The organism is Kitasatospora sp. NPDC059408 (assembly GCF_042751525.1).
In the GTDB taxonomy this organism is placed as follows: domain Bacteria; phylum Actinomycetota; class Actinomycetes; order Streptomycetales; family Streptomycetaceae; genus Kitasatospora.
Genome location: NZ_JBHYWI010000075.1, coordinates 17,562 through 37,427 on the forward strand (window position 1 = coordinate 17,562; position 19,866 = coordinate 37,427).

Annotated in this window: 22 protein-coding genes, 1 pseudogene and 1 riboswitch; of the genes and pseudogenes, 4 read left to right on the forward strand and 19 right to left on the reverse strand. The window is 73.3% G+C overall.

Translation table 11 applies throughout. The features are described from left to right. Positions 1 to 156 precede the first annotated feature (156 nt). The 8 genes and pseudogenes from nusB to rpmB all read right to left on the reverse strand — a co-directional run bounded on the left by nusB (position 157) and on the right by rpmB (position 4,049). Complete coding sequence (gene nusB / locus ACFXDE_RS34615) at positions 157 to 594, reverse strand: transcription antitermination factor NusB (RefSeq protein ID WP_380446300.1); 438 nt, start codon at positions 592 to 594, stop codon at positions 157 to 159. Positions 595 to 598: 4 nt separating this feature from the next. After that, the gene (gene efp, locus ACFXDE_RS34620; protein WP_380446299.1) at positions 599 to 1,162 is read right to left on the reverse strand and encodes an elongation factor P; all 564 of its coding nucleotides are present in this window, start codon (positions 1,160 to 1,162) and stop codon (positions 599 to 601) included. A gap of 75 nt (positions 1,163 to 1,237) precedes the next feature. Next, complete coding sequence (locus ACFXDE_RS34625) at positions 1,238 to 2,344, reverse strand: M24 family metallopeptidase (protein WP_380446298.1); 1,107 nt, start codon at positions 2,342 to 2,344, stop codon at positions 1,238 to 1,240. Positions 2,345 to 2,436: 92 nt separating this feature from the next. Further along, the gene (gene rpmF / locus ACFXDE_RS34630; RefSeq protein ID WP_380446297.1) at positions 2,437 to 2,610 is read right to left on the reverse strand and encodes a 50S ribosomal protein L32; all 174 of its coding nucleotides are present in this window, start codon (positions 2,608 to 2,610) and stop codon (positions 2,437 to 2,439) included. 9 nt (positions 2,611 to 2,619) lie between these two features. Beyond that, positions 2,620 to 2,853: a 30S ribosomal protein S18 gene (gene rpsR, locus ACFXDE_RS34635; protein ID WP_380446315.1), complete on the reverse strand. Its 234-nt coding sequence runs from the start codon at positions 2,851 to 2,853 to the stop codon at positions 2,620 to 2,622. A gap of 5 nt (positions 2,854 to 2,858) precedes the next feature. Then, a pseudogene (locus ACFXDE_RS34640) lies at positions 2,859 to 3,511 on the reverse strand (hypothetical protein). Beyond that, on the reverse strand, positions 3,508 to 3,813 hold the full coding sequence (rpsN, locus tag ACFXDE_RS34645) for a 30S ribosomal protein S14 (RefSeq protein ID WP_380498452.1): 306 nt from the start codon (positions 3,811 to 3,813) through the stop codon (positions 3,508 to 3,510). The pseudogene ACFXDE_RS34640 and the gene rpsN overlap by 4 nt, the downstream one beginning before the upstream one ends. After that, positions 3,813 to 4,049 (reverse strand): 50S ribosomal protein L28, encoded by a 237-nt coding sequence (rpmB, locus tag ACFXDE_RS34650; protein WP_380446295.1) that lies wholly within the window; start codon positions 4,047 to 4,049, stop codon positions 3,813 to 3,815. The genes rpsN and rpmB overlap by 1 nt, the downstream gene beginning before the upstream one ends. Positions 4,050 to 4,183: 134 nt before the next feature. Between rpmB and rpmG the strand changes: the two genes are divergently transcribed. Then, the gene (gene rpmG, locus ACFXDE_RS34655) at positions 4,184 to 4,348 is read left to right on the forward strand and encodes a 50S ribosomal protein L33 (protein ID WP_363648209.1); all 165 of its coding nucleotides are present in this window, start codon (positions 4,184 to 4,186) and stop codon (positions 4,346 to 4,348) included. 67 nt (positions 4,349 to 4,415) lie between these two features. Next, positions 4,416 to 4,667: a type B 50S ribosomal protein L31 gene (locus ACFXDE_RS34660; RefSeq protein ID WP_380446294.1), complete on the forward strand. Its 252-nt coding sequence runs from the start codon at positions 4,416 to 4,418 to the stop codon at positions 4,665 to 4,667. Positions 4,668 to 4,763: 96 nt separating this feature from the next. On the opposite strand, the gene ACFXDE_RS34665 is transcribed toward ACFXDE_RS34660, so the two are convergent. Further along, positions 4,764 to 5,873 (reverse strand): HoxN/HupN/NixA family nickel/cobalt transporter, encoded by a 1,110-nt coding sequence (locus ACFXDE_RS34665; RefSeq protein ID WP_380446293.1) that lies wholly within the window; start codon positions 5,871 to 5,873, stop codon positions 4,764 to 4,766. A 32-nt stretch (positions 5,874 to 5,905) separates the two neighbouring features. After that, positions 5,906 to 6,098, reverse strand: a riboswitch (cobalamin riboswitch). 82 nt (positions 6,099 to 6,180) lie between these two features. Here ACFXDE_RS34665 and ACFXDE_RS34670 point away from each other — a divergent pair. After that, complete coding sequence (locus ACFXDE_RS34670) at positions 6,181 to 6,564, forward strand: ArsR/SmtB family transcription factor (RefSeq protein ID WP_380446292.1); 384 nt, start codon at positions 6,181 to 6,183, stop codon at positions 6,562 to 6,564. A 53-nt stretch (positions 6,565 to 6,617) separates the two neighbouring features. After that, positions 6,618 to 8,291: a hypothetical protein gene (locus tag ACFXDE_RS34675; protein ID WP_380498453.1), complete on the forward strand. Its 1,674-nt coding sequence runs from the start codon at positions 6,618 to 6,620 to the stop codon at positions 8,289 to 8,291. A gap of 23 nt (positions 8,292 to 8,314) precedes the next feature. Here ACFXDE_RS34675 and ACFXDE_RS34680 read toward each other — a convergent pair whose 3' ends face one another. The 10 genes from ACFXDE_RS34680 to mltG (ACFXDE_RS34725) form a co-directional block, all read right to left on the reverse strand. Beyond that, complete coding sequence (locus tag ACFXDE_RS34680; RefSeq protein WP_380498454.1) at positions 8,315 to 10,309, reverse strand: AAA family ATPase; 1,995 nt, start codon at positions 10,307 to 10,309, stop codon at positions 8,315 to 8,317. Between the two features lie 67 nt (positions 10,310 to 10,376). Beyond that, positions 10,377 to 11,186 carry an Fpg/Nei family DNA glycosylase gene (locus ACFXDE_RS34685; RefSeq protein WP_380498455.1) on the reverse strand — a complete coding sequence of 270 codons (810 nt, stop codon included), beginning with the start codon at positions 11,184 to 11,186 and terminating at the stop codon, positions 10,377 to 10,379. A gap of 96 nt (positions 11,187 to 11,282) precedes the next feature. Beyond that, a complete protein-coding gene (locus ACFXDE_RS34690) occupies positions 11,283 to 11,942 on the reverse strand; it encodes an AAA family ATPase (RefSeq protein ID WP_380498456.1) in 660 nt (219 codons plus the stop codon). A gap of 325 nt (positions 11,943 to 12,267) precedes the next feature. Continuing rightward, a complete protein-coding gene (gene aroQ / locus ACFXDE_RS34695) occupies positions 12,268 to 12,696 on the reverse strand; it encodes a type II 3-dehydroquinate dehydratase (RefSeq protein WP_380498466.1) in 429 nt (142 codons plus the stop codon). 8 nt (positions 12,697 to 12,704) lie between these two features. Then, positions 12,705 to 13,793: a 3-dehydroquinate synthase gene (gene aroB, locus ACFXDE_RS34700; protein WP_380448936.1), complete on the reverse strand. Its 1,089-nt coding sequence runs from the start codon at positions 13,791 to 13,793 to the stop codon at positions 12,705 to 12,707. Further along, positions 13,786 to 14,307 (reverse strand): shikimate kinase, encoded by a 522-nt coding sequence (locus ACFXDE_RS34705; protein ID WP_380498457.1) that lies wholly within the window; start codon positions 14,305 to 14,307, stop codon positions 13,786 to 13,788. The genes aroB and ACFXDE_RS34705 overlap by 8 nt, the downstream gene beginning before the upstream one ends. Beyond that, positions 14,304 to 15,488, reverse strand: coding sequence for a chorismate synthase (aroC, locus tag ACFXDE_RS34710; protein WP_380498458.1), 1,185 nt, complete (start codon positions 15,486 to 15,488; stop codon positions 14,304 to 14,306). Before aroC ends, ACFXDE_RS34705 begins: the two co-directional genes overlap by 4 nt. A gap of 210 nt (positions 15,489 to 15,698) precedes the next feature. Continuing rightward, complete coding sequence (locus ACFXDE_RS34715) at positions 15,699 to 16,529, reverse strand: shikimate dehydrogenase (protein WP_380498459.1); 831 nt, start codon at positions 16,527 to 16,529, stop codon at positions 15,699 to 15,701. A 34-nt stretch (positions 16,530 to 16,563) separates the two neighbouring features. Next, positions 16,564 to 18,450 carry an endolytic transglycosylase MltG gene (gene mltG, locus ACFXDE_RS34720; RefSeq protein ID WP_380498460.1) on the reverse strand — a complete coding sequence of 629 codons (1,887 nt, stop codon included), beginning with the start codon at positions 18,448 to 18,450 and terminating at the stop codon, positions 16,564 to 16,566. A 150-nt stretch (positions 18,451 to 18,600) separates the two neighbouring features. Then, positions 18,601 to 19,854 (reverse strand): endolytic transglycosylase MltG, encoded by a 1,254-nt coding sequence (mltG, locus tag ACFXDE_RS34725; protein WP_380498461.1) that lies wholly within the window; start codon positions 19,852 to 19,854, stop codon positions 18,601 to 18,603. Between the last annotated feature and the right edge of the window lie 12 nt (positions 19,855 to 19,866).

Genomic DNA, 19,866 nt, shown 5'->3' on the forward strand with positions numbered 1-19,866 from the left:
GGACGTGCGTGGGGATACCTGGGGATCTCTCATGGTGCGACCGATAAGTTACCGGCCAGTAGGCTCCCAACATACGCCACCCGGGTGAAACGCGCGACGGCCGCCGGACCCTCGTGCGGGTCCGGCGGCCGTTCGCGGGGCGGGGCCCGTCCGTGCCTAGCGGCGGATGCTCGGCTTCAGCTCCAGGAAGCGGGCGAGCAGGCCGTTGACGAAGGACGGGGAGTCGTCCGTGGAGAACTCCTTGGCGATCTCCACGGCCTCGTCCAGGACGACGGCGTCCGGGACGCCGTCCTCCCAGATCAGCTCGTAGGCGCCGAGCCGCAGGACGTTGCGGTCCACGATCGGCATCCGGTCGAGCGTCCAGCCCACCGAGTACTGGGAGATCAGGTCGTCGATCCGGCGCGCGTGCCGGACGTAACCCTCGATCAGCTCCATCGTGTACTCGGCGACCTGGGGGGTGCCCTCGTCGGGCTTGGGCTCGCGGGCGCGGGCCACCCAGTCGGCGAGGACCTGCTGCGGGTCGACCCCGCGGTGGTCGGCCTCGAAGAGGATCTGGAAGGCCCGGGTGCGGGCCTTGCTGCGTGCGGCCGACACGGACTTACTTCACCCGGCCGAGGTAGCTGCCGTCGCGGGTGTCGACCTTGACCTTCTCGCCGGTGACGACGAAGAGCGGGACCTGGATCTCGGCACCGGTCTCCAGGGTGGCCGGCTTGGTGCCACCGGTGGAGCGGTCGCCCTGGACGCCCGGCTCGGTGTGCGCGATGAGCAGCTCGACGGAGGTCGGGAGCTCGATGTAGAGCACCGCGCCCTCGTTGGTCGCGACGAGGGCCTCGAAGCCCTCCAGCAGGTAGTTGGCGGCGTCACCGACGACGGCCGGCTCGATGGTGAGCTGGTCGTAGGTGTCCATGTCCATGAACACGAAGTTCTCGCCGTCCTTGTACGAGAACTGCATGCCGCGCTTGTCGACGTTGGCGGTCTCGACCTTGGTGCCGGCGTTGAAGGTCTTGTCGACGACCTTGCCCGTCAGGACCTCCTTGAGCTTCGTACGCACGAAGGCCGGGCCCTTGCCGGGCTTGACGTGCTGGAACTCGACGACGGACCAGAGCTTGCCGCCCTCCAGCTTGAGGACCATGCCGTTCTTGAGATCGTTCGTGGAAGCCACGGGCGCACTTACTCCTGGATATAGCTGTCAAGGAACCAAGGGTCGCGTCCTGCCACCGGCGGCCCGGGGCCGCCGTCACAGGGCGAGGAGCTCCTTGGTGGTGATGGTGAGCAGCTCGGGCCCGCCCTCTTCGAGGGGGCGCACGACGAGCGTGTCCTCGATCCGGACCCCGCCCTTGCCCGGGATGTGTACCCCCGGACCGACGGTGACCGGTACGCGGCTGTCCAGTTTACCCATGTCCGCCGGACCGAGGCGCGGCGCCTCCCGCATCTCCAGCCCGATGCCGTGGCCCACCGGGTGCGGGGAGGCCTCGGAGTGGCCGGCCGCGTCCAGGATCTGCCGCGCCGCCCGGTCGGGTACGCACTGCTCCACGCCGGGTCCGAGCGCCTCCCGCCCGGCCCGCTGCGCCCGGAACACCAGCCGGTGCAGCTCCACCTGCCAGGGCGCGGGGGCGGCGCCGATCACGAAGGTCCGGGCGGTCGACACGCCGTACCCGCGGTACTGGGCGCCGAGCACCACGGTCAGGAAGTCGCCCTCCTCGACCCGGCGGTCGGTCGGCTGGTGGGCGGGCTGGCCGGAGTGGCTGCCGGTGCCGACCGAGACCGGGAAGGCCGCCCGGTCGGCACCGTGGTCGATCATCCGGCGCTCCAGCTCCATCGCCAGGTGCCGCTCGGTGCGGCCGACCAGGATCGACTCCAGCAGCTCGCCGAGCGCCTGGTCGGCGATCTCGGCGGCGATCCGCAGGTCGGCGATCTCGTGCTCGTCCTTGATCACCCGCAGCCGTTCGACGACCTGCCCCAGCTCGGCCAGCCGGACCCCCTCGGCCAGGCTCGCCACCGCGCGGTGGCGCAGGACGGTGAGGTCGTGCTCCTCCACCGCCATGGCGTGCACCCGCAGCCGGGAGGCCTCGGCCGCGGCCGCCAGCGCGGTGTCCGCCCCGGCCGGCACCGGGACCTGGGTGACGTCGGCGGCGATCAGGTGCTCCCCGGTGTCGTCCGGCGGCAGGTCGTCCGGCAGCGTCAGCAGCACCCGTTCCCTGGTGAGCAGCAGGGTCGCGCCGCAGGGGGCGCAGCCGGTCAGGTACCGCACGTTGGCCGGCCGGGTGATCAGCGCCGCATCGGCCCCGGCCGCACTGCAGTGCTCCCGCAGCCGCTCCCGCCGACCCGCGTACGCATCAGACATGCGTCGAGCCTACGAAGCCCGCCCCCGATCCGCCCGCCGAGAACCCCCGACGGGGGCGCGACCTTTACCTACCCGCGCCCCCGGCGGCGCCGTCACCCCCCTTCCGGATCGATGAGCCCCCTCCGGTAGGCGGGCACGAGGTGCTGCGGGACGAGCAGTTCCCGCCCGTTCACCGTGATCGGGACGAGTTTCGGCGCGCTCGCCTTCCACTGGGCCCGGCGGTGCCGCGTGTTGCTGCGGGACGTCTTGCGCTTGGGTACGGCCATCAGGGTCTCCTATCGGGTGGTGTACGGGAGCAGGGCCATCTCGCGGGCGTTCTTGATCGCCCGGGCCATCGCCCGCTGCTGCCGGACGGTCAGCCGGCTGACCCTGCGGCTGCGGATCTTGCCGCGGTCGGAGACGAACTTCCGCAGGAGATCGGTGTCCTTGTAGTCGATGTACTCGATACCGGCTGTGACCAGCGGGTTGGGCTTGGGCCTCGGCGGGTTGAGTCGTTTACGCACAGTGATGATCCTCAGGCGACGGGGTCGAGCAGGTCGTGGAAGGCGTCGGGCAGCGCCTTCCAGCCGGATTCGCCGGCGGCGAGTTCGGCGTCGGTGAGCAGGCAGGAGTCGAGGAGGTGGGTGATCCCGTCCGTGTCCAGGCCCTCGGCCGTGAAGCTGAGCTGCTGCACGCGGTCACCGTGGGCCGGGTGCCAGTCGAGGGCGGCGGCGGCCCGGCGCGCGGGCGGGTAGAGGTCCCAGGCCGCGTCGGGCAGCGCGGAGAGCCACGGCCCGCACTCCTCCACCGCGAGGTTCGCCCCGGCCGCGTCCCACGCGAGCTCCCTCCTTGCCTGCCAGCGGGCAGGAGGGGCCCATGGTCGGGCCGGTTGGCCAGCCAGAAGCGGCCGCGGCTGCGCTGGGCCGCCGGGACGAGGGGCAGCAGGTCCTACCGCAGGGCGCAGCACGGGCAGTCGTTGAGCAGCGGTACGTCGGCCGGGTCGAACTCGCCGCCCGCGTCGCGCAGTCGGCGGTGGACGACGCCCCGGGAGGCGTCCCGCAGGTCGTGGTGGAGGACCACGGCGTCGACCGCGCCGCGCGCCAACTCCTCGACGGCACTGCGGCGGTGGTCGGCGTGCAGCCCGGCGACGACCACGACGGGCAGCCTGGTCCCGTCCGCGCCGCTCACCAGCCGGCCTTGCGGACGCCGGGCAGGTGGCCCGCGTGGGCGAGGGTGCGCAGATTGATCCGGGAGAGGCCGAAGGCGCCGACGTAACCGCGCGGGCGGCCGTCGACGGCGTCGCGGTTGCGGATCCGGGTGGCGCTGGCGTCGCGCGGCTGGCGGGCGAGTTCGGCCTGGGCGGCGGCGCGCTCGGCGGGGGCGGTGCCGGGCTGGGCGATGATCCGCTTGAGCTCGGCGCGGCGCCCCGCGTAGCGGGCGACGGTCTCGCGCCGCCGTTCGTTCTTGGCGATCTTGCTCTGCTTCGCCATCAGACCTTCTCCCCCCGGGCCCGGATCCGGGCGACGGCGGCCTCGACCCCGATCGCGTCGATCGTGCGGATCCCCTTGGCGCTGAGCGTGAGCCGGACGTACCGGCCCTCGCCCGGCAGCCAGTAGCGCTTGCGCTGGATGTTGGGGTCGAAGCGCCGCGGGGTGCGGCGGTGCGAGTGCGAGATCGCGTTGCCGAAGCCCGGCCGGCGGCCGGTGAGCTGGCAGTGGGCGGACATGGGGGCTCCCAAAACGGTCCGGGAATGGGCGGGACGGAGGTCACGTTACACCAGATGAAAATGACATCCATTTCGGTGTACGGTTCCAACCCGGCCCCGAAGCGCCGCACCACCCGACCCCTCCGGAGGACCTCATGGCCCGCAGCGAACTGCGCCCCGTCATCAAGCTCCGCTCCACCGCCGGCACCGGCTACACGTACGTGACCCGCAAGAACCGCCGGAACGACCCGGACCGGATGGTGCTGCGCAAGTACGACCCGGTCGCGCGCGAGCACGTCGACTTCCGCGAAGAGCGCTGACCGAAGAGCGCCGGAACGAAGAACGTCGAACGAAGAGCGCTGATCCCCCGCCGAGGAGGCACCCCCCATGAAGCCCGGAATCCACCCCGCCTACCGGCCCGTCGTCTTCCGCGACAAGGTCGGCGGCCTCTCCTTCCTCACCCGCTCGACGGTCACCAGCGACCGCACGGTCGAGTGGGAGGACGGCAACACCTACCCCGTCATCGACGTCGAGATCTCCTCGGCGAGCCACCCCTTCTACACCGGCCAGTCCCGCGTGCTCGACACCGCGGGCCGCGTCGAGCGTTTCCGCCAGCGCTACGGCGACCGGCACAGCTGACCCGGCGCAGCCGGCCCGGAACGCGCGCGACGGCGCCTCCCCACCGTGGGGAGGCGCCGTCGCGGCAGGCGTGCGGCAGGCGTGCGGCAGGCGTGCTCAGGAGCGTTCGGCGCCCCAGCGCTTCTCGACCCCGGCCAGCTTCCAGTACGCGATCGCCGCGGCCCAGACGACGACGAACAGCCCGGCGATCGCGTAGCCGACGTTGTCGAGCGAGATGTCCGCGATCCAGCCGGTGACCGGATCGGTCAGGTCCAGCTTCTCGTGCAGCACGCCGACCAGCTCGATCGTGCCGATGATGAACGCCACCGCGATCGACAGACCGGTGATCGTCAGGTTGTAGTACACCTTGCGCACCGGGTTGGAGAACGCCCACTGGTACGCGAAGTTCATGAACGTCCCGTCCAGCGTGTCGAACAGGCTCATCCCCGCCGCGAACAGCAGCGGCAGGCAGACGATCGCGTACCAGGGCAGCCCGGCGGCCGCGCCCGAACCGGCCATCACCATCAGGGTCACCTCGGTCGCGGTGTCGAAGCCGAGGCCGAGCACCATGCCCACCGGGAACATCTGGCCGGGCCGGGTGATCGAGCGGGTCGCCCGGTTCAGCACCCGGGCCATGAAGCCGCGCGAGTTCAGGTGCTGCTCCAGCTCGGCCTCGTCGTACTGCCCGGCGCGCATCGCCCGGAACACCTTCAGGATGCCGAGCAGCGCCGCCAGGTTGAGCGCGCCGATCAGGTAGAGGAACGCGCCGGAGGCCGTCGTGCCGACCATGCCGAGCCACTGGTGGGTGGTCGACTCGTCGTCCATCAGCGTGTTCGCCAGCTGCGCGCCGCCCGCGACCAGGGCGGCCATGACGACCACCATCGACGAGTGCCCGAGGGCGAACCAGAAGCCCACCGAGACCGGCCGCTTGCCGTCGGCCATCAGCTTGCGGGTGGTGTTGTCGATCACCGCGATGTGGTCGGCGTCGAACGCGTGCCGCATGCCGAGCGTGTACGCCGTGATGCCGAGGCCCACCCCGAAGACCTGGGTGCCGACGGCGTAGTTGTGCGGCGCCACCAGGAAGACGAGGGTCCCGAACGCCACGACGTGCATGGCCAGGATCACCCCCATCAGCCCGGCGGTGCGGACGGTGTCCTCTCTCCTCCACCGGAAGGTGGGCAGCACGGCGGGCGCGGCCTCGGGGGCGGCGGTTTCGGGCAGGGTCATCTTCGGATCACGCTCCAGCACCTCGTGGAAAGACGTTCGTGAGATGCCGTGGCCGGTCTCCTGGCTGACGGGGCTCCCGTACCCGCCTTCCCAGGCGCGCGAAGCGCCCAGTGGCGTCTGGGTACGGGCGGACTCCCCCGATCACAGTGGCGAGGGCCGCTCCGGAATGGGACCCCTGAGGGTCCGTCACCGGTCTTCCCGAGCACCACGGCGGGGAACACCGTAGGGGTCCCGGGCCGACCCTTGCAAGGCTGCGCACCTACGCAGGTGTCCAGGATCACAGGTCGTGAGCTGCCAGAATGTCCGCATGCATCTCGTACCGGCCGACCGCGCGGGCCACCGCACCATCGACGGACACCGGGTCTGCGAGGCCATCGCCGCGATCGGCGACGCCGCGCACGTCCGCTCGTGGTCCGAGCGGTTCTCCCTGCTCGCCGACCCCGGGCGGCTCGCGATCCTGCTCGCCCTGCACCGCGCCGGACCGCTCGCCGTCACCGACCTCGCCGTCGCCACCGGCATGCGCGACCCGGCCGTCTCGCAGGCCCTGCGGCTGCTGCGGACGGCCGGCGTGGTCACCGGGGACAAGGACGGACGCGTCGTGCGCTACCGGCTCGTCGACGAGAGCATGCGCCCCCTCCTCGACGAGTGCGCCGCGGCCGACCACGAGGAGCCCGCCGCCGCGGCGGGCTGACCTCCCGGGCCTGAATCACCGCGGGGAGCCGACCCGATGAGTACGATCATGGCGTGCCGACCCACCCCCACGCCTGGCCCGCCGACCGCTGGAACACCCGGCCGGTCAGGGCGCGCGTGCTGGCGGTCGCCCGCACCCTCACCTCCGCCACCCGGGTCCTCGACGTCCTCACCCTCCTGAACCGCGACGGCATCGAGCGCTACGCCACCGTCAACCCCGGCTCCGCCTTCGCCGACGGCCTCGACGACTACCTGCGCGGCCTGCCCGGCATCACCCTGCTGGACTGGGAGGAGGCCGTCCGGCACCGCTTCGACCTGGCCGTCGCCTGCGCCGTCCACTCCTCGATGCACCGCCTCGACGCCCGGCTCGTCGTCCTCCCGCACGGCGCCGGCTACAACCGCCTGGTGACCGAGTCCACCGGCGACACCGTCAGCGCAGCCGGCCTCTCCCGCAACGAACTTACCCACCACGGCCGGGTCTTCGTCGACGTCCTCGGCCTCTCCCACCCGGAACAGCTCGACCGGCTGCGGGTCTCCTGCCCCGAGGCGCTGGACGTCGCCCAGGTCGTCGGCGACCCGTGCTTCGACCGCATGCTCCGCAGCCTGCGCCTGCGCGACTCCTACCGGGCCGCCCTCGGCGCCGTCGACGGCCGGCGGCTCGTCGTCGTCAACTCCACCTGGAGCGAGCACTCGTTATTCGGCCGCCGCCCCGACCTGCCCCGGCGCCTCGTCCGCCGGCTCCCCGCCGACGAGTACGCGGTCGCCGTCGTCCTCCACCCCAACATCTGGAACCGGCACGACCCCGAGGCCCTGCTCGACGACGCCCGGCGGATGGGCCTGCGCCTCGTCCCGCCCCACCAGGGCTGGCAGGCCGCCCTCGTCGCCGCCGACTGCCTGATCGGCGACCACGGCTCGGTGTCCGTCTACGGCGCCGCCCTGGAACGCCCCACCCTGCTCGTCGCCACCGGCGCCGCCGAACTCGACCCGCACTCCCCCAGCCACGCCTTCGGCCAGGCCGCCCCCGCGCTCGACCCGGACGGCGACCTCGCCGCCCAGCTCGAACAGGCCCTGCAGAAGCAGGACCCGGCCGCCCTGCGCCCGATCACCGACCGCTCCCTCGCCCGCCGCGGCCGCTCCGCCGAGGTGCTGCGCCCACTGCTCTACTCCTTCCTGGACGGACTGGACGAACCGGACGACGAACCGCTCCTGCCGCCCTACCCCAAGCCGGTCCCCCGCCCCGGCACCCCCGAAGGCCCGACGGCCTACGACGTCGAGGCCGCGAGCGAGGGCACCGAGGTCAGCCTGCGGCGCTACCCCTTCGACCCCGGCGACCACACTCCGCGCGGCTTCCACGCCCTCACCGACGAACACCCGGGCGACGCCCTGCGCTACACCGCCGAGGTCCTCGCCCGGACCGAGACGCGCGCCGAACTCCCCGCCGGACGCTGGCTCGCCGACACCGCCGCCGCGCTCCCCGGCCTCGCCGTCGCGGTGGCCGCCCTCGGCCCGGCCCGCCACCTCGTCCGGCTGCGCACCGGCCTGCTGCTGGAAGCCTGCGCCGAACGGACCTGGGGCAGCGCCGAACCCCGCCTCGACCCGCTGCTCCTCGGCTCCGCCGTGGCGCACTGGCTCACCACCGGCGGCGACCCGGCCGGCCTCCCCGAGCACGGACTCACCATCCGCACCGGCGAACACCGCACCCGGGTCGCGTTCACCACCGGGCCGTAAGAGGACGTCCTGGTGCCACGGCACTAGCGTGCCTGCAGTTCCTGCAGCCGCTCCCGGCTGCGCGCCGCGAGCGCCGCGTCCCCCTGCTCCTCCGCGAGCTCGACGAGCAGCGTGTGCGCCTGCGCCTCTTTGGCGTACTGGCTCAGCCCGGCCGCCCGCCGCGCGCACTCGGCGGCGTCCGCGACCGCGAGGTCCAGCCGCCCCAGCGCGTGCTGGGCGCGGGCGCGCACCAGCGGGAGCTTCATCAGCATGTCGGTGTCCTCGGTGTCGACGGCCCTCGCGCGGGCCTCGTCGAGGACGGCCAGCGCCTCCTCCGCCCGGCCGTCCGCGATCAGCGCCTGCGCGACGTTGTAGCTCTGCACGATCTCGCCGTGGTCGTCGCCCTGGTTCTCCTCCAGGGCCAGCGTGAACCGCTCCACCGCCCGCGCCGTCCGCCCGTCGGCCAGGCACAGCAGCCCGTCCGTCTCGTACAGCACGCCCGCGAGCCGCCGGTCGGTCACCAGCGGCACCTGCTCCGCGGCGAGCGCCAACTGCTCGGCCGCGAGCGGGAACTCCCGCCGCTCGTAGTAGGCGCGGGCGAGCTGGTTGCGCATCCGGACGACGGCGTCGGGCTGGTTGTCCCACTGCGCCGACTCGACGCCGAGCCGGTGGGTGGCGATCAGGTCCTCGTAGTGCTTGCGGCCGTGGTACAGCGGCCACAGCGACTCGCAGAGCCGCCACACCTCGCCGTGCCACCCCTGCCCGGCCGCCGCCTCCACCACCGCGCGCAGGTCGGCCCGTTCGGCCTGGAACCACTCCAGGGCCGCCGCGTACGAGCCGAAGCCCGGCAGGTCGTCGCCGCTCGGCTCCTGCACCCGCAGCCGCGACCCCATCGCCCGGTCCGCCACCGACGCCCGGCCCCTGAAGTAGGCGACGACCCGGGCCAGGAGCTCGGCCCGGCCGGGCAGTTCGCGCGCACGGGCGTGGGCGTGCGTCCGGACGACGTCGTGCGCCTGGAAGCGCTCCTCCGGGCCGTCGTCGACCACGACGTCCAGCAGGTGCGCGCCGCACAGCTCGTCCAGGGCCTCGTCCGCGTCCTCGACGCCCGTCGCCCCGGCCAGTTCGGCCGACACGAAGGGGCCGGGATGCACGCCGATCAGGTGGTAGAGCGCCCGGGCGGGCGCCGAGAGCCGCTCGTAGACCGGGTCGTAGGTCCGGCGGAGGTTCCCCTCGTCGTTGTTCAGAATGGCCAACTTGCTGTCCCAGTCCGCTAGTTCGGCCACCACCTGGCCCACCGAGAGGCGGCTCCGGCCCAGCAGCTGGCTCCCGACCGCGTTGAGGGCGAGCGGCAGCCCCGCGCACCGCTCCACCAGGGCCGCGACCTCACCGTCGGTGCCGCGCCCGGCGCTCAGCCAGCCGCGCACCAGGGCGGCGGCCGCCGTCTCGTCCAGCCGCTCCAGCCGCAGCACCTCGGCGCCGTCCATCCGCAGCGCGTCCAGGCGTTGCCGGCCCGCCGCCACCAGCAGCCCGCTCGTCGGCAGCAGAGCGCGGACCTCGGCGGCGTGCTCGACGTTGTCGAGGAAGACCAGACAGCGCTGCCCGGCGGTGGCCGTCCGGAACTCCCCGAACCGCTCCGCCTCCACGTCCGGCACACGGACCCCGAGGGCCCGCAGGAAACCCTCCAGCACCCCGGCGAGGTCCACCGCGGCCCCGTGCCGGTAGGCCTTGAGGTCGGCGTACAGGACACCGCCCGGGAACTGCGCCGCCTGTTCGGTGGCGAACTTCGCCACCAGCTCCGTCTTGCCGACGCCGGCCAGCCCGGTGAAGACGACGATCGCCGGCCCGTCCCGCCCGGCCCGGCCCAGCGCACCCGTGAGAGCGGCGAGTTCGCGCTCGCGGTTGACGAAGGTCCGGCGGGGCGGTCGCACCTGATGCGGGATCCGGCGCTGCGGCTCCAGGTGGACCGTGACGTTTCCGCCCTGGATCACGTTCCCGTGCACCGTGCCCGAAACCCTGTTGGACACCTCGAAGCCGTCCACCCGTCCGCTCCCTCCGCCGGCCCGGGCCCAGCCTACGGCGTGCCGGCCCCCGCCACCTGAATCCGGCTCAGGCCGCCTGGCAGGTCGGGCACCAGAACAGGTTGCGCGCCGCGTGCGACTCCGTCCGCACGTCCGTGCCGCAGACCAGGCAGGGCATCGCGGCGCGGCGGTAGACGTAGACCTCGCCGCCGTGGTCGTCCACGCGCGGCGGCCGGCCCATCGCCTCGGGGGTGTGCTCGGGCCGGACGGTGTCGATGCGGCCCGCGCCGACGCCCTCGCGCATCAGCCCGACGAGGTCCGCCCAGATCGCGTCCCACTCGGCCCGGGTGAGGTCCCGGCCGGCCCGGTGCGGGGCGATGCCGTGCCGGAAGAGCACCTCGGCGCGGTAGACGTTGCCCACCCCGGCCAGCACCTTCTGGTCCATCAGCAGGGCCGCGACCGTCGTCCGGCTGGCCGATATCCGGCGCCAGGCGGCGTCCGGATCGGCGTCGGCGCGCAGCGGGTCCGGGCCGAGGCGCGCGGCGACGGCGGCCTTCTCCGCGCCGGTGACCAGCGCGCAGGTGTTGGGGCCGCGCAGGTCGGCGTGGGCGTCGTCGTTCTCCAGGCGCAGCCGGATCAGCCCGACGGGCTCCGGGGCGGGCCCGGCGCCGAAGGCGAAGCCGCCGTAGAGGCCGAGGTGCACGTGGACCCACGCGCCCTCCTCGAAGCCGAGGAAGAGGTGCTTGCCGACGGCCTCCGCCCCGACCAGGACCTGCCCGTCGATCAGCTTGGCGTCGTCGGCGAAGCGGCCCTGCGGGCTGGACACCCGGACGGGACGGCCGCCGAAGGCCGTGGTGTTCTCGGCCGCGAGGCGGTGGATGATGTGGCCTTCCGGCACGGGCTCGGCTCCCCTGGGACGGATCAACTCGACCCGTCCATCATCGCAGCCGCCCCCGACATCCCCGCGATCCCGCAGGTCGGCGGCCCGGCCGGCTCAGCGGACCGGCATCCCCGTGAGCCGGGCCAGGATCACCCGGTCCAGCTCGGCGGCCGTCGCGGCGACGTCCAGGTGCGAGTTGTCGATGATCGGCAGCCCGGAGTTGTACCAGCCGGCCATCCGCCCGTGGATGCGGGCGACCTCCTCGTCGCCCAGCCGGCGGTTGCCGCTGCGCCGGGCGTTGCGGCCGAGCACCGAGTCGAGGCTGGGCAGCAGCACGACGGGCAGCATGCCGGGGCCGATGTGCCGCTTCCAGCCGCCGAGGCCGATGGCCGGGCGGTCGGGGAAGACGGCGTCGTCGATGATGCAGGAGATGCCGTTGGCGAGGTAGTTGCGGCAGGCGAAGCCGCAGGTGCGGCGGGCCAGCCGGTACTGGGCCTCGGAGGCGTTGTTCCAGCCGGACTGCGGGTTGGCGAAGCCGGACTGCACCCACTCCCGGACGTCGTCCAGGCTGATGTGCGCGGTCGGGGTGTGCCGCCGCTCGGCCCAGTACCGGGCGACGGTGGTCTTGCCGGCGCCGGCGGGTCCGATCAGCAGGACCGCGATCGGCCCGGCGGGCGCGTGCCGCTGCGGCGGGTGGGCCGGGAGCTGGACGGGCGCGCCGGAGGGCAGGACGAAGTGCCCGGTGGCCCCGGCCGGCATCGGCGCGGTGGGCATGGGAGCCGGCGCCGGGGCCGGGGCTGGCGCGGGAGCCGCGGGCACCGGCGCGGGCGGAATCGGTGGCGGGACGCGCCCGCCGAACGGCACCGGTCCGGGGGACGAAACGGCCGTCACGGCCCCGGCGGCCGGCCGGACCGGCGGAGCGACGGGATGAGGGGGCACCTGCCCGCCCCCGGCGTACTGCGTCACGGTCACCTCCCGACTTCTCCCAGCGGGGACACTACACGGCGGCCCGGCGACGGGCACAGTCCGCCGCCGGGCCGCCGCCCGCCCTCGGGCCGGCCGGAACGCACGGCACCGGCCCGGCCCGTCCGACCGGCCGTCAGCGCGTGGTGAGCTGCTCCGCCAGGGCGCGCAGGGCGAGTTCGTACGAGCCGAGCCCGAACCCGGCGATGGTGCCGGAGGCGACGGCGGCGATGACCGAGGTGTGCCGGAAGGTCTCGCGCGCGTACGGGTTGGAGATGTGCACCTCGATGAGCGGCGCGGTGCGCTGCGCGGCCGCGTCCCGCATGGCGTACGAGTAGTGCGTGAACGCGCCCGGGTTGATCACCACGGGCACCTTGCCGTCGGCCGCCTCGTGCAGCCACTCGACCATCCGCTGCTCGGAGTTGGTCTCGTGGACCTCGACCTCGAAGCCGAACTCCGCGCCGAGCGCCGTGCAGCGCTCGACCAGCCCGGCGTACGAGGTGGCACCGTAGACGTCCGGCTCACGGCTGCCGAGGCGTCCGAGGTTGGGGCCGTTGAGCACCATGACCCTGGTCACGCCGAGACCTCCGCGTAGGCGGCGACGAGCAGGGACGGGTCGGGGCCCTCCAGGACGGAGGTCTTGCCGAGGCCGTCCAGGACGATGAAGCGGATCAGGTCGCCGCGCGACTTCTTGTCGATCTTCATGGCGTCCAGCAGCTTCGGCCAGGCGTCCGCCCGGTAGGTCAGCGGCAGGCCGACGGAGGCCAGCACGGCGCGGTGCCGGTCGGCCGTCTCGTCGTCCAGCCGCCCGGCCAGGCGGCCGAGTTCGGCGGCGTAGACCATGCCGATGGAGATCGCGGCGCCGTGCCGCCACTTGTAGCGCTCGTTGCGCTCGATGGCGTGGCCGAGGGTGTGGCCGTAGTTGAGGATCTCCCGCTGACCGGACTCCTTGAGGTCGCCGGAGACCACGTCGGCCTTGACCTGGATGGCGCGCCGGATCAGCTCGACGGTGTGCGGTCCGGCCGGCGTCTTGGCGCCCTCCGGGTCGGCCTCGATCAGGTCGAGGATCGCCGGGTCCGCGATGAAGCCGCACTTGATGACCTCGGCGAGGCCGGAGACGTAGTCGTGCTTGGGCACGGTCTCCAGCGTGCCGAGGTCGGCCAGGACGCCCACCGGCGGGTGGAAGGCGCCGACCATGTTCTTGCCCTCGGCGATGTTGATGCCGGTCTTGCCGCCGACGGCCGCGTCGACCATGCCGAGCAGCGTGGTCGGCATCGACACCCAGCGCACGCCGCGCAGCCAGGTCGCGGCGACGAAGCCGGCCAGGTCGGTGGTGGCGCCGCCGCCGAGGCCGACGACGACGTCGCTGCGGGTGAACCCGGTCTGTCCGAGCACCGACCAGCAGTACGCGGCGACCTCGGCGCTCTTCGCCTCCTCGGCGTTGGGCACCTGGAGCGCGATCGCCTCGTAGCCCTCGGCCGCCAGGTCCTCGCGGACGGCGTCGGCGGTGGCGGCCAGCGCCTCGGGGTGGATGAGCGCGACCCGCTTGGCCCGGGGTCCGATCAGCGGCGCCAGCTCGCCGAGCAGCTGGTGCCCGATCAGCACGTCGTACGGGTCGTGGCCGGCGCTGCCGCCGACGTGAATCCTGACGATGTCAGTCATGGGTGGTCTTCAGCTCCAGTGCTTCCAGTACGGCGTCCGCGACTTGCTCGGGGGTGCGGCCCGCGGTGTCGACGACCGCGGTGGCCACCTCCAGGTAGAGGGGGCGGCGGGCGTCCATCAGCTCGCGCCAGCGGGCCCGCGGGTTGACGGCCAGCAGCGGCCGCGGGGCGTCCAGCCCGACCCGCTTGACGGCGTCGCCCAGCGGGACCTCCAGGAACACCACGGGCAGCTCGCGCAGCAGCGCGCGGGTGGCCTCGGCCATCACCGCGCCGCCGCCGAGCGCGAGCACCCCGTCGTGGCCCTCGGCGGCCGCGCGCACCGCGCGGCCCTCCAGCTCGCGGAAATGCGGCTCGCCCTCGTCGATGAAGATCTCGGGGATCGGCTTGCCGGCCAGCACCTCGATGTCGGCGTCGGTGTCGCGGAAGCCGACGCCCAGGCGCTCGGCCAGGGCCCGCCCGACCGTGGACTTGCCGCTGCCGGGCGGGCCCACCAGCACAACCACGGGCCTGCTCATTTGATGATCAGGTGGTCGAGGTAGCCCTGCACGTTGCGGCGCGTCTCGGAGACGTGGTCGCCGCCGAACTTCTCGTTGACCGCGTCGGCCAGCACCAGCGCCACCATCGCCTCCGCCACGATCCCCGCGGCGGGCACCGCGCAGACGTCGGAACGCTGGTGATGCGCCTTGGCCGGCTCGCCCGTACGCACGTCCAGCGTCTGCAACGCCCGCGGCACCGTCGCGATCGGCTTCATCGCCGCACGGACCCGCAACAGCTCACCCGTCGACAACCCGCCCTCCGTGCCGCCGGAGCGGCCGGAGGTGCGCTTCACGCCGTCGGCGGTCGGGACGATCTCGTCGTGCGCCTTCGAGCCCGGCACCCGGGCCAGCTCGAAGCCGTCCCCGACCTCGACGCCCTTGATCGCCTGGATCCCCATCAGCGCAGCCGCGAGCCGCGCGTCCAGCCGCCGGTCCCAGTGCACGTGCGAGCCCAGGCCCACCGGCACCCCGTACGCCAGCACCTCGACGACGCCGCCGAGCGTGTCGCCGTCCTTGTGCGCCTGGTCGATCTCCGCGACCATCGCCTTCGACGCATCCGCGTCCAGGCACCGCACCGGGTCCGCGTCCAGCCGGGCCTCGTCCGAGGGCAGCGGCAGCACGCCGGCGGGCGCCTTCGCGGCGGCCAGCTCCACGACGTGGCTGACGATCTCGATCCCGCAGGTCTCCTTCAGGTACGCGCGGGCGACGGCGCCCAGCGCGACCCGGGCCGCCGTCTCACGGGCGCTCGCCCGCTCCAGGATCGGACGGGCCTCCTCGATCGAGTACTTCTGCATGCCCGCCAGGTCGGCGTGGCCCGGACGCGGACGGGTCAGCGCCTCGTTGCGGGCCAGCCCCGCCAGCACCTCGGGGTCGACCGGGTCGGCCGACATGACCTGCTCCCACTTCGGCCACTCCGTGTTGCCGACCATGACCGCCACCGGGCTGCCCATGGTCAGGCCGTGTCGGACACCGCCGAGGAAGGTCACCTCGTCCTGCTCGAACTTCATGCGCGCGCCGCGACCGTAACCGAGCCGGCGGCGCGCCAGCGCGTCGGCCACCACGGCGGTGGTGACCGGTACACCAGCGGGCAGGCCCTCCAGCGTCGCGACCAGTGCGGGGCCGTGCGACTCCCCCGCCGTCAGCCAGCGCAACGTACCCAACGGAGCTCCTTCATCAGCGGGCCGGCCCACGGGCCGCCCCGGGCGTGCCTTCTGACCGAATCCTTTCATGTCCCGAGGTCACCCGGGGGCGCGGTCCGCGTGACGGACGGCGACCGGCCGCCCAGCGGGACGGACGGGACCGACCGGGACGAGGGCGTGTCTTTCGGATCAGGCCGGGACAAGCCGGGCGGCGGCCTCGTACCCGCCGCCTCAGCGCCCGGCGAGCGCCTTCTCCCCCGCCTCGCGCATCGCCGCGAGCGGGCCGGGCGTCCGCCCCGTGAACGCCTCGCTCTGCAGCACCGCCTGGTGCACGAGCAGGTCGAGCCCGCCCAGGACGGTGGCCCCGCGTCCGGCGCACGCGGCCGCCAGCGCCGTCGGCCAGGGGTGGTACAGCACGTCGAACAGCGCCCCGGGCTCGGCGGGCAGGGCCGCCGCGAACCCGTCCGTGGCGCCGGCCGGCGTCGTGGAGACGGTGAGCGGCTGCGCCAGCGCCTCGGCACCGCGCTCCCAGTCGGCCGTGCGCACGACGACGCCGAGCCGCTCGCCGAGCTCGGCCATCTCCCGGGCCCGCTCGGCACTGCGCACGTAGACCGTCACCTCGCCGGTGCAGATCTGCGCCAGCGCGGCCAGCGCGGAGGACGCCGTGGCCCCCGCGCCCAGCACCGCCGCGCCGGGCACCTCGGTGATGCCGCGCTCGCGCAGCGCGTTCACCAGGCCGCGGACGTCGGTGTTGTCGCCGGTGCGCCGTCCGTCGGCGGTGAACACCACCGTGTTCACCGCGTCTACCGCGCGCGCCGTCGCGCTGACCTCGTCGAGCAGCGGGATGACCGCCCGCTTCAGCGGCATGGTCAGCGACAGGCCCGCCCACTCGGCCTCGTCCAGCCCGGCGACGAAGCCGGGCAGGGCGGCCTCGTCCAGCTCGAACCGGTCGTAGCGCCAGCCGTCCAGCCCGAGCGCCGCGAAGGCGGCCCGGTGCAGGTCCGGCGAGAGCGAGTGGGCGATCGGCGAGCCGAGGACGGCGGCCCGGTGCTTGGTGGTCAACGCAGCTTCTCCGTGGGCGGGTTACCGGTGCGGGCTACTTGGTGGTGCAGTGGCCGCGGGCCTCGTCGAAGTTCTGGCCGGCCGACTGGCAGTACTCCTTCACGTTGGCGTAGTGCTCCTTGGCCGTCTCGGCGAAGCGGGTCTCGGTCGGGGACATCGCGATGAAGTACAGCCACTTGCCGTCCGCCGGGTGCAGCACCGCGTTGATCGCGTCGTCGCCTGGGTTGGAGATCGGCGTCGGCGGCAGGCCGGGGTTGAGGTAGGTGTTGTACTTGTTGGACGCGTTGTCCATGTCCGCCTTGCCGAGGTCCTTGCGGCCCAGCGAGTACTGCAGCGTGGTGTCCATGCCGAGGCGGTGGTGCGTCTCGGGCTCGTTGGCCAGGCGGTTCTGGATGGTCTTGGCCATCTTCGCGAAGTCCGCCGGGTTGTTGCCCTCGCGCTGCAGGATGCTCGCCTCGATGAGCACCTCGTAGCCGTTCTTCAGCCCCACCGAGGCGGCCTGGCCGTCCAGGTTGGCGTACTTGTCGGTGGCGGTCTTCACCATCTGCTTGAGCAGGTCCTCGGGCTTCATGCCGTCGGCGATGTTGTAGCGCGTCGGCCACAGGAAGCCCTCGACGTTGCCCTGCGCGTACGCGGGCAGCCCGAGGGTGTTGACCTGGGCCTTGGCCACGTTCGCCGTGGTGCCCGGCGCCAGCTTCAGCTTGGTGTCGATCATGGTGTAGATCTCGGAGGAGTTCTTGCCCTCCGGGAACACGATCGCCGCGCCGCCCGCCTGCGCGAGGAGTTCCTTGAGCGCGTCGGCGGCCGGCATCTCCTTCTTCAGCGTGTAGAAGCCCGGCTGCACGGTCGTGCACTTCGGCTCGGCGTCACAGGCCTTGCTGTACGCGTCGACGCTCTTGACCACGCCGGCGTTCTTCAGCACGAGGCCGACCTGCGCACCCACCGCGCCGGGCTTGACCTCCACCTGGACGGAGCCGGTGCCGTCGCCCGTGAAGTCCGGCGGCGGACCGAAGTGGTCCTTGTAGAAGCCGTAGCCCCACCAGCCGGCCCCGGCCATGGCGCCGACCAGCACCAGCGCCACCACCAGGCAGGCGCCGCTGTTGCGGCGGCCCGACTTCTTGCCCTTCTCCTTGCGCTTCTTCTGCGCCTCCCGGGAGACGTCCTCCTCGCCGAGGAAGCCGGCCTGCCCGATCTCGCCGTCCTCCTCGGGGTACGCGCCGTCCCCGTGGTGGCCGTCGTCGGAGTGGCCCTCCTCGAAGTGGTCGTCCCACTCCTCCCCGGCGGGCTCGTGCCCCGCCGCCGGAGCGGCACCGGCCTCCAGCGCGGCGGCCTCGGCCTCCCAGTCGATCCCGTCCGGCCCGGGCCCGGAGACGGGCTCGGCCTGCTGCGGTACGGGCTGCGCCGCCCGCTGCGGAGCCTGGGGCCGCATCTGCTGCGGGGGCGTCTGCTGCTGCACCGGGGCCTGCTGCATCGGGGCCTGCGGCATCTGCTGCTGGTACTGCCCCTGCTGGGGGTGCTGGCCCTGCTGGGGATACTGCCCCTGCTGCTGCGGATACTGCCCCTGTTGCGGGACACCCTGCTGCGGGAAGCCCTGCTGACCCATCTGCTGCTGGTACTGCCCCTGCTGGGGGTACTGGCCCTGCTGCTGGTACTGCTCCTGGCCGCCCGGGTAGCCCTGGCCGTACCCCTGCTGCTGGAAGCCCTGCGGGTCCTGGAAACCCTGCTGGCCCATGCCCTGCTGACCCATGCCCTGCTGGGCCATCTGCTGCTGGTACTGCTCCTGCTGCGGGTAGCCCTGCTGGCCCATGTGCTGCTGGGCCGTCTGCTGCCACTGGCCGTCCTGCTGTCCGCCGTAGGCGGGATCACCGGGGTGCCACGGCTCGGCGCCCTGGGGGCCGTAGCCCCGACCCAGATCGGTCATTGATCCCCTTACCCGACGGAGACGACCGGCGGATCGGACCGGCCGCGCGGGACGGCGTCCCGGCTGATTCTCGAACCGGCGTGCTAGCGCAACGCCTGGGAGGAGACGTTACCGTACCGCAGACATACCGCCGTAAAGGCGAAACCTCCGTCAGTGCCCGCCCTGACCTGCCGGGGCTCCGCCCGGCTGGGAGGCCGTCGCCGGGGAGGGCGTGCCGGAGGCCGCGGCCGAGGCGCTCGACTGCGCCGCCCGGTAGGCGTTGAAGTCCGCCACGTTGCGCTGCTGGACGTCGAAGCTGTCGGTGAAGCGGGTGTCGCCCGGCTTCACGGTGACGAAGTACAGCCAGTCGCCCGGTGCCGGGTCCAGCGCGGCCATGACGGCCTGGCGCCCGGGGTTGGAGATCGGCGACGGCGGCAGCCCGGCGTGCAGGTAGGTGTTGTAGGGCGAGTCCAGCCGGGTGTCGGTCACCGTGGTGTTCAGGGTGGAGCGGCCGAGCGCGTAGTTGATCGTCGAGTCGAGCTGGAGCGGCATGTTCCTGGCCAGCCGGTTGTAGATCACCCGCGCGACCTTGCTCATGTCCTCGGAGTTGTCGGCCTCGCCCTGGACCATGCTCGCCACCGTGACCAGGCCGTACAGGCTCTGGCCGAGGGTCTGGGCGACAACGTTGGCGTCGTCCCGGGAGTACTCCTTGCCGGCCCGGTCGACCATCTGCTTCAGCAGGTCGACGGCGGTGGTCCCGTCCGTGACGCTGTACGTCGCGGGGAAGAGGTAGCCCTCCGGGCTGCCGTTGGCGAAGTCCGGCAGGCCCAGCTCGGCGCCCTGCTCCTGCGCGGTGCGCTGGGTGGTGCCGGCCGGGAGGTTCAGCTTCTTGTCGATCGCCGTGAAGATCTGGTAGCCGCGCCAGCCCTCGGGAATGGTGAGGCCGTTGGCGTTGGCCGGGTCGATCAGGATCGCCAGCGCCGCCGCGGCCGACATCTTCTGCTTCAGCGTGTACGTGCCCGGCTGGATCCGCCCCGCCGCCGCCGCGCTGCCCTTGGCCGCCCGGGTGAAGGCCAGCGAGCTGGCGACGACGCCGTTGCGCACCAGCGCCGACGCGATCTGCGACAGGCCCGCGCCCTCCGGCACCGAGACCTGGACGTCCCCGGCGCCCTGCCCCGCGTAGTCGGCGGCGGCCGGCGGCTTGCGCTGGCCCTGCACCCAGGTCCACCCGGCGAGCCCGGCCCCGCCGAAGACGGCGACCAGGGCGAGCGCGGTGAGCCCGCAGGCCAGTCCGTTACGCCATCGGTGGGGATCCGGTGCATCGGGGCGCGGACGGGGCGCGCCCGGCGGACGGCCCTCCGGTTCCAGCACCGGCGCACCGAGATGGCCGGGCGTGAGACCCGGGTGGAAGTCCTGGTCGGTCATGGCGCGCGCCCC

What these genes read in the sequence shown, in the direction of transcription:
- rpmG (WP_363648209.1), top strand. Translation starts at nt 4,184, where the DNA reads ATGGCCCGCAGCGAACTGCGCCCCGTCATCAAGCTCCGCTCCACCGCC.
- mltG (WP_380498461.1), bottom strand. Translation starts at nt 19,854, where the DNA reads ATGACCGACCAGGACTTCCACCCGGGTCTCACGCCCGGCCATCTCGGT.
- ACFXDE_RS34690 (WP_380498456.1), bottom strand. Translation starts at nt 11,942, where the DNA reads ATGCCCACCGCGCCGATGCCGGCCGGGGCCACCGGGCACTTCGTCCTG.
- ACFXDE_RS34625 (WP_380446298.1), bottom strand. Translation starts at nt 2,344, where the DNA reads ATGTCTGATGCGTACGCGGGTCGGCGGGAGCGGCTGCGGGAGCACTGC.
- ACFXDE_RS34670 (WP_380446292.1), top strand. Translation starts at nt 6,181, where the DNA reads ATGCATCTCGTACCGGCCGACCGCGCGGGCCACCGCACCATCGACGGA.
- rpmF (WP_380446297.1), bottom strand. Translation starts at nt 2,610, where the DNA reads ATGGCCGTACCCAAGCGCAAGACGTCCCGCAGCAACACGCGGCACCGC.
- rpsN (WP_380498452.1), bottom strand. Translation starts at nt 3,813, where the DNA reads ATGGCGAAGCAGAGCAAGATCGCCAAGAACGAACGGCGGCGCGAGACC.
- aroB (WP_380448936.1), bottom strand. Translation starts at nt 13,793, where the DNA reads ATGACTGACATCGTCAGGATTCACGTCGGCGGCAGCGCCGGCCACGAC.
- ACFXDE_RS34705 (WP_380498457.1), bottom strand. Translation starts at nt 14,307, where the DNA reads ATGAGCAGGCCCGTGGTTGTGCTGGTGGGCCCGCCCGGCAGCGGCAAG.
- aroQ (WP_380498466.1), bottom strand. Translation starts at nt 12,696, where the DNA reads ATGGTGCTCAACGGCCCCAACCTCGGACGCCTCGGCAGCCGTGAGCCG.
- ACFXDE_RS34660 (WP_380446294.1), top strand. Translation starts at nt 4,416, where the DNA reads ATGAAGCCCGGAATCCACCCCGCCTACCGGCCCGTCGTCTTCCGCGAC.
- rpmB (WP_380446295.1), bottom strand. Translation starts at nt 4,049, where the DNA reads ATGTCCGCCCACTGCCAGCTCACCGGCCGCCGGCCGGGCTTCGGCAAC.
- mltG (WP_380498460.1), bottom strand. Translation starts at nt 18,450, where the DNA reads ATGACCGATCTGGGTCGGGGCTACGGCCCCCAGGGCGCCGAGCCGTGG.
- ACFXDE_RS34665 (WP_380446293.1), bottom strand. Translation starts at nt 5,873, where the DNA reads ATGACCCTGCCCGAAACCGCCGCCCCCGAGGCCGCGCCCGCCGTGCTG.